This is a genomic window from Candidimonas sp. SYP-B2681 (assembly GCF_003971065.1).
Taxonomy (GTDB): Bacteria; Pseudomonadota; Gammaproteobacteria; order Burkholderiales; family Burkholderiaceae_B; genus Pollutimonas.
Window position 1 is genome coordinate 52,676 of record NZ_RYDV01000008.1, and the last position, 13,329, is coordinate 66,004.

The window sequence follows — 13,329 nt, forward strand, 5'->3', positions numbered from 1 at the left end:
CTATCACCTTGACGATCATGACCGGCTTCAACTATGAATCTTTATGTTTTGCAGGTGATCAACGGCATAGGCATAGGAATGCTTTATTTCCTGCTTGCCGTAGGTCTTTCCATTGTGTTCGGCTTGCTCCGCTTCGTTAACTTTGCGCACGGTGCCTTCTATCTGTTTGGTGCCTATACCTGCTATCAGGCAATACAGTGGGGACTGAATTTTTGGGTGGTCTTGGCAATTGGGCCGGTGTTGGTCGGATTCACAGCGTGGTTAATTGAACGGACGGTTCTGCGTAAGGTCTACAACTTACCGCACGAATATCACATTTTGTTCACGCTAGGCCTGGCTATGGTTATTCAAGAGCTGGTGATTCTGGTGTGGGGTCCTGTGGGCGTAAACGTAGCGCCTCCCAACGTACTGAACGGCGTCGTTATTTGGGGCGATTTCATCTACCCGAAGTATCGTTTGTTTCTTATAAGCCTGACGTCATTCATCGCACTGCTTATCTGGCTCTTGTTGGAAAAAACCCGTTTGGGCAGCATTGTGCGTGCCGGTAGCGAATCGCCGGAGATGGTCACTCTGCTTAGCATCAATGTGTATAAGATTTTTGGTCTTACTTTTGCTCTGGGGGCGGCAACGGCGGGCCTGGCCGGGGTATTGGCAGCTCCGCTGCGCGGGGTTGAACCTTTCATGGGTATTGAAGCTCTTGCTATCGCGTTTGTCGTCGTAGTCATCGGTGGGATGGGCAGCTTTTCCGGCGCCTTGCTTGGGGGACTTTTGGTGGGAGTCGTGCAAAGCGTCATGAGCACCATGTGGCCACAGGGTGCAAGTCTGATGATCTACGTATCAATGGCTCTGGTTCTTCTTATAAGGCCCAATGGCTTGATGGGGAGAGCGCAATGAAGCGAATTCATACACATCGATACCTGCTTCTTTCTTTACTCCTTATTCTGGTTATACCCGTCTTTGTCGATTCTGGTTCTTTGGCCTCCGAAGTGCTTATCTTCGGTCTGGCCGCGCTTGGCTGCAATTTGCTGCTGGGCTATACGGGCCTGCTCTCCTTTGGCCAGGGTATATTTTTTGGTAGTGGCAGCTATATGTTGGGCATCTTGCTTACGCGCAGTGATTTGCCCATGCCGCTAGTTCTCCTGATCAGCCTTATTGTCGGGGCAGCAGTAGCGGGTATGGTGGGCTGGCTGGCAATTCGGCAAAAAGGGGTTTACTTCGTGATGCTGACGCTGGCGCTGGCCCAGATGTTTTACTTCCTTGCCTATACAACGCCGGAATGGACCGGCGGCGATAATGGTTTGCTTGATATCCCCACCATGCCGTTGTCGATACTCGGGTACGTGATTTTTCCTAACGATACGCCCTGGCAGTACTACCTTTTCGTTGCCCTTATTTTCCTGCTGGTCTTCTGGGCGATGCAGCGCGTGGTCGATTCCGTTTTTGGTCGGACCTTATTGGCAATACGCGACAACCCGTCTAGGGCCACAGCGCTGGGTTACGACATTGTGCATTTCAAGCTGCTTGCCTTCATGATCTCGGGCGCGGTAACGGCGCTGGCTGGTGCGCTTTACGCCATGATGACAGGCATAGCGCCATTGACCAGCATCAATTACCACATGAGTGAAATCATCCTGATGATTACTGTTATCGGGGGCACGGGTAACCTGTTTGCATCGCTGCTCGGTGCTGCGTTCTACGTCATTGTTTCTGATTGGTTGTCGGATCTCTGGCCTCGCTGGCTGCTGCTTTTTGGATTCTTGCTGATGGGTGTCAGCCTGTATATGCAGGGCGGTATATGGGGGGCGTGCAAATTGTTGGCCGGTAGGTTGATCCGCAAGGAGTCTCCCGTTGCTCCGCAAGAGGAGCGCCCATGACGACTCCTATCCTGAACGCGAAAAATATTGTGAAGCGCTATGGGAAATTTCAGGCCTTGTCTGGCGTAGACCTATGCGTACAAGCTAAAACAGTGCACTCGGTGATCGGGCCCAATGGTGCCGGGAAAACCACTCTTTTTCATACGCTGACCGGTACGGTGCCGATCACTGCCGGGTCCATTGTCTTTAACGGGCTGGACGTCTGCCACATGCCCGACCACAAACGGGTGCAGTTGGGCATGGCGCGGTCTTTTCAAGTGACTTCCCTGTTTCCCAGCCTTACGGTGGGGGAAAACTTGCGACTGGCTGCTCAGGGTATACAGCCGCGGCATGCTCTGCGTTTTTGGGCCTTGCCTCGACCGCAGGCATCACAGCTGGAGATCATCGAATCGATTCTTGCCAGATTGGGTCTGACGCACTGCATCGACAAGTTAAGCAGCGAGCTGTCTCATGGACAGCAACGCCGGCTCGAAGTCGGCATGGCGTTGGCTGCGAAGCCGAAAATCATTTTTCTCGACGAACCGACATCAGGCATGGGTATCGATGATATCGATGCGATGAAGGCCATCATTCACGGTTTGCGCCAAGATCTCACGGTGGTACTTATCGAACACAATATGGGGATTGTCATGGATATCTCCGACACTATCACGGTGATGCAATTGGGCACTGTGCTGGTCGAAGGGCCGCCTGCGGCGGTGAAAGCCGACGCACGCGTCAAGCAGGCTTACCTCGGCAATATGATCACAGGCGGTGCTTGATGCTCGAAGTCAGGAATATCCACGTTTATTATGGGTTAAGCCATGTCATTCAAGACGTTTCCCTACATGTCGAGCGCGGTGAGCTCGTTTGCTTGCTAGGGCGTAATGGCGCTGGCAAATCCACTACGCTCAAGAGCATTCTTGGCCTTGCGCCAGCGAGGCAAGGCCATATCGTCTTCGAAGGGGAAGATATCACTGCCGAGCCTACTTACTGTATTGCCGACAAAGGTATTTGCCTCGTTCCGGAGCAGCGCGGTATTTTTCGGCTGCTTACCGTCGAAGAGAACCTCAAGCTGGGTCAGAAGAAGCAATCGCGCTGGTCCTTGGAGGATATTTATGCGATTTTTCCGCGACTTTACGAGCGCCGCCGCAATGGGGGCGGGCAATTGTCCGGAGGCGAGCAGCAGATGCTGGCCATTGGCCGCGCTTTACTTAACTCTCCAAAGCTTCTGATACTTGATGAACCGGTAGAAGGTTTGGCTCCTGTCATTGTCGAAGAAATCGTCGCGCAATTGAAATTGATTCGGCAATTCGGCATTGCCATTTTGCTGGTCGAACAGAATCTCGAGGTCTGCATGCAATTGGCAGATCGCCATTACATATTGGAAAGCGGGCGTGTGGTTTACCAAAATGATAACGCGGCATTCTCCATTGATACGTATGCCAAGGATCAGTATCTTGGTGTTGGCGCCGCGACCTGAACGTTCTTCACAACTTGTGAGCTTAGCTATGAATACTTCTTCAGCAGTTCTCTCTCGCCCAACCACTGCTTGTTCCGCTCGTATAAATGGGCGGCGCTTGTGGGACGCACTGATGTCGCTGGCCGGTATTGGGGCAACGCCAAAAGGTGGGGTCTGCCGGCTGGCGCTTTCCGACCTCGATAAGCAGGGCCGTGATCTTGTCGTGCAGTGGGCTGAAGACGCTAATTGCACGGTGCGAATTGATACGGTCGGCAATATATTTATGCGGCGTGCAGGACACGATAATAATCTGCCACCCGTGATGACCGGCAGTCATATCGATACGCAACCGACCGGCGGAAAATTCGACGGCAATTATGGCGTTTTAGCTGGCCTGGAAGTGATCCGTACTCTTAACGATCACAATATCCAGACCATAGCTCCGATTGAGGTCGTGGTCTGGACGAACGAAGAGGGGTCTCGTTTTGTCCCGGTCATGATGGGTTCCGGCGTGTTCGCAGGTGCATTTTCCCTTGAGCATGTATTGGCCCAGACGGACCGTGAAGGATATTCGGTCGGAAGCGAGTTGCAGCGAATCGGGTATGCCGGATCGGCGCCATGTGCGCAGTTTCCAATCAATACCTATTTCGAAGCCCATATAGAACAAGGTCCCATCCTCGAAGCCACTGACACCACGATAGGCGTTGTCACTGCTGCTTTGGGCCAGCGATGGTATGACGTGATCGTGACGGGCATGGAAGCCCATGCTGGGCCGACCCCGATGGAATTACGCAAAGATGCCTTGCTGGCTGCGTCAAGGCTGATTGAAACGGTGAATCGGATTGCGCTTGGTCATGCACCTCATGCGCGTGGAACGGTGGGCTGGATCGATGCGTTCCCGAATTCTCGCAATGTCATCCCCGGTACGGTCAAATTAAGCGTCGACTTGCGGGCAGCCAACGACGATGTGCTTAGCCTTATGGATGACGAGTTGAAAGCCGCCTGCGGCGCGTTGAATGACGCTGGCCAGGTAAGCGTTGCGCTTGAGCAAGTCGTGTACTTTCCACCGCAGCCTTTTCACAACGAACAAGTCGCTGCTGTGCGGGATGCGGCTGATCAGCTTGGGCTTTCTGGTATGGATATCGTGAGCGGGGCGGGTCACGACGCGGTATATCTGGCCCGAGTGGCTCCGACCGCCATGATCTTCATTCCATGCAAAGATGGCATCAGCCACAATGAGATCGAGGATGCAGCTCCAGAGCATATTGAAGCAGGGTGTAATGTGCTTTTGCTTGCCATGTTGACCCGGGCTGGAATCGCCCAAAGTTGAGCAGAGTCCAGTAATGAAAATACTCATCGCACGTCTCAACCATGAAACTAATACGTTTTCACCTGTACCAACGCCCCTTTCGGCCTTTGGCATAGCAGGTCCTGATTACGGGTCTGCCGCCTATGATGCCAACGTGGGCGGCCGTACCGCCATGAGCGCATTCATTGATCTTGCAAAGGCAGCCCAGGCCGAAATCGTCACACCCTTGTCGGCGACCGCCAATCCCAGCGGACCGGTAGAAACCGCCGCTTACGACCAAATGTGCAGGCAGATTATCTCGGCCGCGCCGGGGTGCGACGCGCTCATGCTTGACCTGCATGGCGCCATGGTGACGGAGACTTCCGACGACGGCGAGGGAGATCTGCTCGAACACCTCAGACGCCTGTGCCCTGATACGCCGATTGCCGTGGCACTGGATCTACACGGCAATGTGACCCAAAAGATGGTGGATAACTCCGATATCATCGTCAGCTTCAAAACCTACCCGCATATTGACATGTATGAAACAGGCGAGCTTGCTGGCCGGATACTGTTTGAACGGCTGAAGGGCCAGCATAACGCGGTCATTGCATGGCAACGCTTGCCGCTGATGTCCCACACATTAAAGAGCTCGACGGCTTCTCCGGCCATGCAGCAGGCAGTCGACAAGGCAAAATTAATGGAAAACGAAGGGACGGTACTTGCAGCGTCTGTGCTGGCGGGCTTTGCTCTGGCCGATATTCCCGCGCCCTGCCTTAGCGTTGTCGTCGTAGGGAAGGACAAGGCCAGCGCCCAACAGGCGGCCAATTCACTGGCCCGATCCATCTGGGACGTGCGCGACGGCTTTGTCTATCGTAGCGAGGCGCTAAGCGATTCGATTGCTCTGGCTCGTCATATGGCCGCCGCTCGCGTACTGGGGTCCGATGGCTGCGGCAATCCGAACGGGCCGATTCTATTGTTGGACCATAGCGATAATTGCATGTCGGGCGGCACATGCGACACCATGGATGTCTTATCCGAAGCCATGAAGCAGGGCATTAGTAATATCGGTGTGGGCCCGATATGTGATCCCGAATCGGTAGAAGCCATGTTCAAGGCAGGCAAAGGTTCCACCATTACCCTGGCCTTGGGCAATAAGCGCAAGCTTGCCAGCCTCGGGGTAAATAAGACGCCTCTGACCCTTACCGGCCAAGTCCGGCAATTAAGCGACGGAGAATATATTATTTCGGGTCCTACCTATTACGGCATGAAATGCAGTATGGGAAGGACCGCATTGCTGGCATGCGGCGATGTCGAAATAGTCGTTACGGAACGGACGCATGAGCCCTGGGATCTTGGTGTATTCACTTCTCTAGGCCTGAACCCTCATAGCAAACAATATTTATTACTTAAGTCGCGCATGTATTGCCGGCCGGTGTTTTTTCCGATAGCCAAGGGCTTTGTGGAATGCGACAGCATAGGTGTCACCAGTTCAAATTATGATCTTTTTCCGTTCAAAAAAGTCATGCGTCCGGTCTATCCGTTGGACCTCGACGTTAACTGGCAAGTGCAGTAATTTTTGCATGGCGGCGCAGCGGTCCCGTTTGACGAGGACCGCTGCTCGCTCAAGTCCCGATCAGAATCCGGCGCTGCGTTTATACACGACGAAATCAAAGTCATACCCGTTTTCGGCGGGCTGCGGAAGCCTTTCGGTTTCCTGCCACGAGGTCGGATCGACAGGGGGGAAGAACGTGTCGCCGTCAATGTTGGCATGGACTTCCGTGGCGACGATTTCATCGGCGATCGGAAGGGCATGGGCGAATATCTGTTCGCCGCCAATGACACAGATCCGTTCTGCCGTTTGGCAGGCGGCCAGGGCGGCTTCAAGATTGGGGTAAACCGTTGCGCCTTCAGCTTCGTACAGGGGGTTGCGACTGACCACCAGATTGGGCCGGCCGGGCAAGGCCCGCCCCAGCGATTCCCAGGTATTGCGACCCATCACAATGGGTTGACCCAATGTCGTCCTCTTGAAATGAGCCAGATCAGATGGCAGGCGCCACGGCAGGGCGTTGTCGCGGCCTATGACGCGATTATCCGAGTACGCTACGACAAGCTGTATGGAAGGTTTGGGCATGGTATTCAGGGGTACACCACGGTGGGTGCCTTATTGTGAGCTTTGGAATCGGGAAATTATACCGAGGCGCATACAATGCACTGTCCGTAATCTAAGAAAACCATGACCGACACGACCTTCAGTTGGAAAAAGATCGCCATTCCCGCCTTTGGGCCTTCGGTGCTATTTGGCATTGGTAATGGGGCGATACTGCCCGTTATCGCACTTAGTGCGATAGACCTGCAGGCATCGATCGCCGTATCCGGCCTTATTGTGGCCCTTATCGGATTCGGCTCGTTGATCAGTAATATTCCGGCCGCCTTGATCACGGCAAGGTTCGGCGAGCGCAAGGCGTTGATCGGCGCCTCGACGCTTAGCGTACTGGCGCTGTTTCTTTGTCTCGCAGCGACTCACCCGATGGTTCTGGCCCTGGGCGTATTGCTGATGGGTATGGCGACATCGGTCTTTTATCTCGCCCGACAGACCTACCTGATGGAGGCCGTACCTGTCCACATGCGGGCTCGGGCTTTCTCGACGCTGGGCGGAACCCAACGCATCGGGATGTTTATTGGGCCTTTCGCCGCCGCGGCGTTGATGCACTTTATGGGTTTGGCCGGCGCATACTGGATCGCGATCGTTGCCCTTACCGCGGCAGGTGCGCTTTCTTTCGCGCTGCCTGAGCTCCAGGCGGGAACGAAAGCCGGATCCGGCCCTGTGCTTCCTCCAAAAATGCTGGCGATTGCGCGCGGCCATTCCAATGTCTTGCTGACATTAGGCTTCGGCATCCTGCTTATCGGCGCGATGCGGGCGTCGCGCCAGATCGCCATACCCTTGTGGGCGGATAGCATTGGCCTGAGTCCGACCGTCACCGCGGTAGTGTTTGGTTTGGTGTCGGCCGTCGACATGCTGGTTTTTTACCCCGCCGGGAAAATCATGGATCACTATGGCAGGCTTTGGGTCGCTTTGCCGTGTTGCATTCTGCTGGGAATCTCGCTGCTGGCTATTCCGTTGACGAGCGGACTGACCGCTTTTGTATTGGTCAGCCTACTGATGGGCTTTGGCAACGGTATTGGCTCGGGCATTGTGATGACATTGGGGGCGGACGCCGCCCCGCCCATAGGCCGCACCCAATTTCTGGGCATATGGCGACTGATTGCCGACGTGGGAACGTGTGCCGGGCCCTTCTTGTTATCGGGGCTGACTGCGCTGACTTCGTTGGGTATCGGGATCGCAATGACCGGCACGTTCGGTATTGTCGCAGCGGCGATCTTTTGGCGCTGGCTGCCCCATACGCGCCCGGCCCGGTCGACCTAGTTGCGGGAAATCTGAGGCTATGAACTGTCTATAAAAGTCTGGCCGATTCAGGCCGAGCCAGAGTCGCGTACGCACAGAGGTAGAATAAGGCTGCCCGTCGCTTCAATTTGCCAGATAACGCGCCTGGCGCGTAATACTGTAAGAAGTCGGCCCTGGGCGAAACCAAGCGCAGTGCTATACGAAGAGATTCTGGCGCTACATCGAGTGCTTGCCGGGAACGACGCTGAAAGTCGGCAAATGAATCTTCGCAAGATTAAACGGGTATAGCCTTGCGCGCCCAATGTAAAGAATCGAGTAAACCACGTGAAACAATATCTTGAACTTTTGTCCGATATTCTGGAAAACGGTGTGCAAAAGGGTGACCGTACTGGAACCGGCACAACCTCTGTTTTTGGCAGACAGATGCGGCATGACCTCTCTAAAGGTTTTCCGCTACTTACGACCAAAAAGTTGCACTTCAAAAGCATTGCAAATGAACTGATTTGGTTCCTTAGTGGCAACACTAATGTCCGTTGGCTCAATGAAAATGGCGTGACCATTTGGAATGAGTGGGCAACAGAGGAAGGGGAATTGGGGCCCGTATATGGAAAGCAATGGACAGCTTGGCCGACCAAGGAAGGTGGCACCATAAATCAGATTGACTACGTGGTCGATACGCTGAGAACTAACCCAAATAGCAGACGCATTCTCTTTCATGGTTGGAACCCGGAATATTTGCCTGATGAATCCGTAAGCCCGAGGGAAAATGCCAAGCAAGGGCGGATGGCTCTGCCTCCTTGCCATTTGCTCTATCAATTTTACGTGGCCAATAATAAATTATCTTCGCAACTCTATATTAGAAGCTCGGACAGCTTCCTCGGTCTGCCATACAACATAGCGTCGTTAGCGTTGCTAACACACATGCTTGCCCAACAATGCAATCTTGTTGCACATGAAATTGTTGTGAGTATAGGGGACCTGCATGCGTACTCGAATCACATAAATCAGATTCAAACTCAGCTGGGACGAGAGGTTCGAGAGCTGCCGCAACTGCTGATTAAGCGCAAACCAGACTCTATCTATGAGTATAAATTCGAAGATTTCGAGATTGTGGGCTACGACCCCCACACGTCTATACCTGCGCCTATAGCCGTGTGAATAAAAAAAACGGCTGGAACTTGCGGTATAACGTGCTGCTCGCGTGTAGCAGTGTGAAAGCAAAGTTGGCCAAATTGTGTTGTCGTGCTGTGCTGCACAGTCAACTATTCCTCTTGACTGACAAATATAATTCCACTATTCTGGAATTATGGAATCAAAAGACGTTGTCCAAGCTTTAGCCGCTTTGGCTCACCCCCTACGCCTCGAAGTCTTTCGGGCGCTTGTAGTGGCGGGAGGGGAGGGGCTTACGCCGGGCGTTATTCAAGAAAGATTGGAGGTAGCACCTGCGACCTTGTCCTTCCACCTCAAGGAACTGGCTACCGCCGGTTTGGTGACGCAGGAGCGTGCAAGCCGCAACCTCATTTATCGAGCCGAATACCGAAACATGAATGCGCTGCTTACTTATCTCACCGAAAACTGTTGCCAAGGCGCTGCCTGTGCGGTGGACGAGACCGCCGACAGCTGCAAGAACTGACTGTATTTTCAGGAGCTCACCATGAAACGATTTCACGTCCATGCACATGTAGGCGACTTGAAGGCGAGCATTGCCTTCTATTCGAAGCTCTTCGCCGCTCACCCCACTCGAGTCGAGGCAGACTATGCCAAGTGGATGCTCGAGGACCCTCGCATTAACTTCGCTATATCTACCCGGGGGAGCGCTACAGGCGTCGACCACCTCGGCTTCCAGACCGACGACGTAGAAGAGCTAGCCGAGTTGAAGGCCCGCGCTAAAGACGCCGACATGGTGCTTCTAGACCAAGGCGAGACCAGTTGCTGCTATGCGCGCGGTGAGAAGCACTGGGTCACTGACCCGCAAGGTATTGCTTGGGAACACTTCCATACGCTCGAAAACATTCCCGTATTCGGCCAGAGCGCCGAGCAGCGTAAGCCAGCAGCCCCTGCCTGTTGCGCTGCATCGACTCCAGGCAAGCCGAAGGGTACCGCCAGAGAATCCACCTCTGCCTGCTGCTAAAGGAGACCATGTTGGCTACCAAAACTTCCAACCATTGAGCACGAAATTACGGATATCGGCAGGAACTAGCCAATGACTCTCAATATTCTCATTCTTTGCACTCACAATTCGGCACGTAGCGTTCTTGCTGAAGGCATGTTTAACCACTGGGCTGGGGTACTCGGTAAAGACATACGCGCCTACAGCGCCGGTAGCACACCCAGTGGGCGCATCAATCCTCACGCGTTAGCGGCGTTGCAAGCCGCCGGGATAAGTACCGAGGGCTATCGTAGCAAGAGCTGGGATGAATTCTTGGAAGATTCTGCGCCCGAAATGCACGTTGTCATCACGGTTTGCGACAACGCGGCTGCTGAGCAGTGTCCATATTGGCCGGGCGATCCGATAACGGTTCATTGGGGATATCCCGACCCGTCTAACGTAGCTGAGGGGGAGAAGGCCACTGCATTTGACCTTACACGCCAGGCCATCGGTTACCGCGTACTGCAATTACTCGCCTATCCGCTGACTGAGCTCGATAGTGCCGAGTTGCAAGCCCTACTCACCCGTATTTCTCAGAACTAGTTCCCAATGCTCAATCTGCTACTTAAATATTCGTATGTCTGATATCACTTATCTCCTGAATTCAAAGCTGTTCCCCGCGCTCGACGAAGAGCTTTTTGAAGTGCCATCGATGGCTGGTCTCACTGCACGAGAGCCGTCGCGTCACAAGCCACGCTTTTTGATGCTTTACGGCTCGGTGCGCAAGCGCTCATACAGCCGGCTACTGACTTTTGAAGCGGCTCGTCTTCTTGAGGCCATGGGTGGGGAGGTCAAGATTTTTGACCCGAGCGGATTGCCATTGCCAGACGATGCGCCGGATAGCCACCCTAAGGTGCAGGAATTGCGCGAGTTAGTGCTGTGGTCAGAAGGCATGGTCTGGACTTCTCCGGAACGCCATGGCGCCATGACCGGAATCATGAAATCGCAGATTGATTGGATTCCGCTTTCTTTAGGCTCGGTCCGCCCGACCCAGGGTAAAACGTTGGCAGTCATGCAGGTGTCGGGAGGGTCGCAGTCCTTTAACGCATTAAATCAAATGCGAGTGCTTGGGCGCTGGATGCGGATGGTGACCATCCCTAATCAGTCGTCAGTGGCGAAGGCCTTCATGGAGTTCGACGAAGACGGCCGCATGAAGCCATCCAGTTATTACGACAGGGTGGTCGATGTAATGGAGGAACTCGTTAAATTCACACTGCTAACACGGGATGCGAGCTCGTACCTTGTTGACCGCTACAGCGAACGTAAGGAGAGCGCAGCAGAGCTATCCTCGCGTGTGAATCAACGATCCATATGAGGGTATTCATTGGTTGCGGCCGTTCGTTGAACGTTCCGCACCGTACTGCCTGGTGCGAAAAGGCCCTGCCATAGGTGTATTAATGAAGGTCTTCAGCCGTTTACGACCGTAACGGAATGGGTGATGTCGGCGGTTTCAGCCAGCATTGCCGAGGCCGAGCAGTATTTTTCGTGCGACAGCTGGACGGCGCGTTCGACAGCGGCCTCGGGGAGATTCTTGCCCGTTACCACGAAGGCGAAATGAATTTTCGTAAACACTTTAGGGTCGGTTTCGGCCCGTTCTGCTGTCAGTTTAACCTGACAATCCGTCACGGCGTGTCGACCCCGCTTCAGTATCAAGACCACGTCGTAAGCCGCGCATCCGCCCGTGCCGGCAAGCACCATCTCCATGGGGCGGGGCGCCAAATTGTTGCCGCCACCGTCGGGTGCGCCGTCCATCGTGGCCACATGGCCGCTGCCGGTCCGCGCAACAAACAACATACCCTGCGGGCCACCCCAATCAACTGTGCATTCCATGCTGTTTTATTTCCGCTATCGTGTGAATCGTTAATCATACCTATGCGTGGACAAATAAGGCAACGCGGACGACGATGGTTTGTCTATTAGCGGTATAAAGGTGGAGTATCGAAGGAACATCGCAAGGCGGCGCCTGCCAATATAATGAACATTGCAAGAGGCGCTTCGCGGTGGTGGTTTCATATACGATGCTTCAGGCGTAGCGGCCATGGGTTGGTTCTTGCAAAGCAGGTTTTTCAGGCGTCAAGCCGAATAAGGACTTTCATGTTGAAGCAGAATACAGTGCACACCGGGACTTCATTTGTACGTCGCCCGAGCCTCATAGACGGCTTCCTGGCCGAAGCAGGGCGCGCAATTCAGGTGCTCGATGGTTCAGTGCATGCCGGCAGGCCGAACCCAGCCGGCAAGCCAACGATTGTGGGCGGCAAGGCCATACCCGATCTTTCGCCTACCGAGCAACGGCACGCCGCCGGGCTCATGCGGGTTAACCATGTCGGCGAAATCTGTGCGCAAGCTTTATACCGTGGCCAGGCATTGTTTTGCCGCGATGCACCAATCAAACGTCTGCTCAAAGACGCCGCCAACGAAGAAGTCGACCATTTGGTGTGGTGCCGTCAGCGCTTGGGCGAATTACATAGCCGGCCCAGTCTATTGAACCCCCTGTGGTATGCCGGTTCGTTTTCAATGGGCGTTATCGCCAGCCGAGCGGGTGTGGCACGAAACCTGGGCTTCATGGCCGAAACCGAGCGCCAGGTCGAGCAACATCTGGACAATCATCTTAATGAACTGCCTTTACGCGACGAGCGTTCCCGTACTATTGTTATGCAAATGCGCGACGACGAAATCAATCATCGCACCACGGCGGAGAATAACGGCGCTAAAACGCTCAGTCGGTTGACACGATGGGGAATGCGAGCAATGTCGAAAGTAATGACGGTGACGGCGTATCGCATCTAATACCGGTCAACTCATTTGTAACAAAAGAAACTTGCAAGGGTAAATACCAGATTACTTCAAGCCCGATCTATGAATGAAAAAGTATTAAAAAAACCACATTCTTGTTTGCTTACAGTTTTTCCGCCTATCTACCTTGCATCGCACCAAAGTTCGCTATACAATTTGCTTATCGGATGTCGCAACGTGATTGCAAAGGGAAAACCCCAGTCACGCGGTCTCGAGTGTTATAGCTTTAGTAGCCCGGCATGCCCCAGTTGTCTCCTCCACCCTCCTCCTTTGGTGGATTTAGCCCAAGATCGCAAGATCTTGGGCTTTTTTTTATCCGCCGCTTGCTCTTCGGCCTATGGTTTTATTCCGGCGTTTGTGTAATGTGTGGTCTTGGCC

General features: G+C 53.9%; 15 protein-coding genes. 13 read left to right on the forward strand and 2 right to left on the reverse strand.

All coding sequences use genetic code 11. The annotated features are described in order from the left end of the window. The first annotated feature begins 33 nt into the window (after positions 1-33). From EKL30_RS16055 to EKL30_RS16080, 6 genes are read left to right on the forward strand one after another with little or no spacing between them, the layout of a single operon-like run. Positions 34-894, forward strand: coding sequence for a branched-chain amino acid ABC transporter permease (locus EKL30_RS16055; RefSeq protein ID WP_126708254.1), 861 nt, complete (start codon positions 34-36; stop codon positions 892-894). Next, complete coding sequence (locus tag EKL30_RS16060; RefSeq protein WP_126708255.1) at positions 891-1,874, forward strand: branched-chain amino acid ABC transporter permease; 984 nt, start codon at positions 891-893, stop codon at positions 1,872-1,874. The genes EKL30_RS16055 and EKL30_RS16060 overlap by 4 nt, the downstream gene beginning before the upstream one ends. Then, positions 1,871-2,635: an ABC transporter ATP-binding protein gene (locus EKL30_RS16065; RefSeq protein ID WP_126708256.1), complete on the forward strand. Its 765-nt coding sequence runs from the start codon at positions 1,871-1,873 to the stop codon at positions 2,633-2,635. The genes EKL30_RS16060 and EKL30_RS16065 overlap by 4 nt, the downstream gene beginning before the upstream one ends. Then, a complete protein-coding gene (locus tag EKL30_RS16070) occupies positions 2,632-3,336 on the forward strand; it encodes an ABC transporter ATP-binding protein (RefSeq protein ID WP_126708257.1) in 705 nt (234 codons plus the stop codon). Before EKL30_RS16065 ends, EKL30_RS16070 begins: the two co-directional genes overlap by 4 nt. A gap of 28 nt (positions 3,337-3,364) precedes the next feature. Then, positions 3,365-4,645 (forward strand): Zn-dependent hydrolase, encoded by a 1,281-nt coding sequence (locus tag EKL30_RS16075; protein WP_126708258.1) that lies wholly within the window; start codon positions 3,365-3,367, stop codon positions 4,643-4,645. Between the two features lie 13 nt (positions 4,646-4,658). Then, positions 4,659-6,179 carry a M81 family metallopeptidase gene (locus EKL30_RS16080; protein ID WP_126708259.1) on the forward strand — a complete coding sequence of 507 codons (1,521 nt, stop codon included), beginning with the start codon at positions 4,659-4,661 and terminating at the stop codon, positions 6,177-6,179. A 60-nt stretch (positions 6,180-6,239) separates the two neighbouring features. Here EKL30_RS16080 and EKL30_RS16085 read toward each other — a convergent pair whose 3' ends face one another. Further along, a complete protein-coding gene (locus EKL30_RS16085) occupies positions 6,240-6,737 on the reverse strand; it encodes a dihydrofolate reductase (protein WP_126708260.1) in 498 nt (165 codons plus the stop codon). A gap of 102 nt (positions 6,738-6,839) precedes the next feature. On the opposite strand from EKL30_RS16085, the gene EKL30_RS16090 reads away from it, so the two are divergent. From EKL30_RS16090 to arsH, 6 genes are all read left to right on the forward strand, one after another. After that, positions 6,840-8,030 carry an MFS transporter gene (locus EKL30_RS16090; RefSeq protein ID WP_126708261.1) on the forward strand — a complete coding sequence of 397 codons (1,191 nt, stop codon included), beginning with the start codon at positions 6,840-6,842 and terminating at the stop codon, positions 8,028-8,030. A gap of 303 nt (positions 8,031-8,333) precedes the next feature. After that, positions 8,334-9,167, forward strand: a complete 834-nt coding sequence (locus EKL30_RS16095; RefSeq protein WP_126708262.1) for a thymidylate synthase — start codon at positions 8,334-8,336, stop codon at positions 9,165-9,167. Between the two features lie 148 nt (positions 9,168-9,315). Beyond that, positions 9,316-9,642, forward strand: a complete 327-nt coding sequence (locus EKL30_RS16100) for a helix-turn-helix transcriptional regulator (protein ID WP_126708263.1) — start codon at positions 9,316-9,318, stop codon at positions 9,640-9,642. Between the two features lie 21 nt (positions 9,643-9,663). Beyond that, positions 9,664-10,140 carry an ArsI/CadI family heavy metal resistance metalloenzyme gene (locus EKL30_RS16105; protein WP_126708264.1) on the forward strand — a complete coding sequence of 159 codons (477 nt, stop codon included), beginning with the start codon at positions 9,664-9,666 and terminating at the stop codon, positions 10,138-10,140. A gap of 72 nt (positions 10,141-10,212) precedes the next feature. Then, positions 10,213-10,701 (forward strand): arsenate reductase ArsC, encoded by a 489-nt coding sequence (locus EKL30_RS16110; RefSeq protein WP_126708265.1) that lies wholly within the window; start codon positions 10,213-10,215, stop codon positions 10,699-10,701. A gap of 34 nt (positions 10,702-10,735) precedes the next feature. Next, on the forward strand, positions 10,736-11,473 hold the full coding sequence (gene arsH, locus EKL30_RS16115; RefSeq protein WP_126708266.1) for an arsenical resistance protein ArsH: 738 nt from the start codon (positions 10,736-10,738) through the stop codon (positions 11,471-11,473). Between the two features lie 92 nt (positions 11,474-11,565). Here arsH and EKL30_RS16120 read toward each other — a convergent pair whose 3' ends face one another. Then, positions 11,566-11,988: an OsmC family protein gene (locus EKL30_RS16120; protein WP_126708267.1), complete on the reverse strand. Its 423-nt coding sequence runs from the start codon at positions 11,986-11,988 to the stop codon at positions 11,566-11,568. Positions 11,989-12,252: 264 nt separating this feature from the next. Between EKL30_RS16120 and coq7 the strand changes: the two genes are divergently transcribed. Beyond that, a complete protein-coding gene (gene coq7, locus EKL30_RS16125) occupies positions 12,253-12,945 on the forward strand; it encodes a 2-polyprenyl-3-methyl-6-methoxy-1,4-benzoquinone monooxygenase (protein ID WP_126708268.1) in 693 nt (230 codons plus the stop codon). Positions 12,946-13,329: the final 384 nt, after the last annotated feature.

Bases quoted from the DNA above. Each gene is read 5' to 3' on its own strand.
- coq7 (WP_126708268.1), top strand. From the start codon at position 12,253: ATGTTGAAGCAGAATACAGTGCACACCGGGACTTCATTTGTACGTCGC.
- EKL30_RS16055 (WP_126708254.1), top strand. From the start codon at position 34: ATGAATCTTTATGTTTTGCAGGTGATCAACGGCATAGGCATAGGAATG.
- arsH (WP_126708266.1), top strand. From the start codon at position 10,736: ATGTCTGATATCACTTATCTCCTGAATTCAAAGCTGTTCCCCGCGCTC.
- EKL30_RS16060 (WP_126708255.1), top strand. From the start codon at position 891: ATGAAGCGAATTCATACACATCGATACCTGCTTCTTTCTTTACTCCTT.
- EKL30_RS16090 (WP_126708261.1), top strand. From the start codon at position 6,840: ATGACCGACACGACCTTCAGTTGGAAAAAGATCGCCATTCCCGCCTTT.
- EKL30_RS16110 (WP_126708265.1), top strand. From the start codon at position 10,213: ATGACTCTCAATATTCTCATTCTTTGCACTCACAATTCGGCACGTAGC.
- EKL30_RS16100 (WP_126708263.1), top strand. From the start codon at position 9,316: ATGGAATCAAAAGACGTTGTCCAAGCTTTAGCCGCTTTGGCTCACCCC.
- EKL30_RS16080 (WP_126708259.1), top strand. From the start codon at position 4,659: ATGAAAATACTCATCGCACGTCTCAACCATGAAACTAATACGTTTTCA.
- EKL30_RS16105 (WP_126708264.1), top strand. From the start codon at position 9,664: ATGAAACGATTTCACGTCCATGCACATGTAGGCGACTTGAAGGCGAGC.
- EKL30_RS16075 (WP_126708258.1), top strand. From the start codon at position 3,365: ATGAATACTTCTTCAGCAGTTCTCTCTCGCCCAACCACTGCTTGTTCC.
- EKL30_RS16120 (WP_126708267.1), bottom strand. From the start codon at position 11,988: ATGGAATGCACAGTTGATTGGGGTGGCCCGCAGGGTATGTTGTTTGTT.
- EKL30_RS16065 (WP_126708256.1), top strand. From the start codon at position 1,871: ATGACGACTCCTATCCTGAACGCGAAAAATATTGTGAAGCGCTATGGG.
- EKL30_RS16085 (WP_126708260.1), bottom strand. From the start codon at position 6,737: ATGCCCAAACCTTCCATACAGCTTGTCGTAGCGTACTCGGATAATCGC.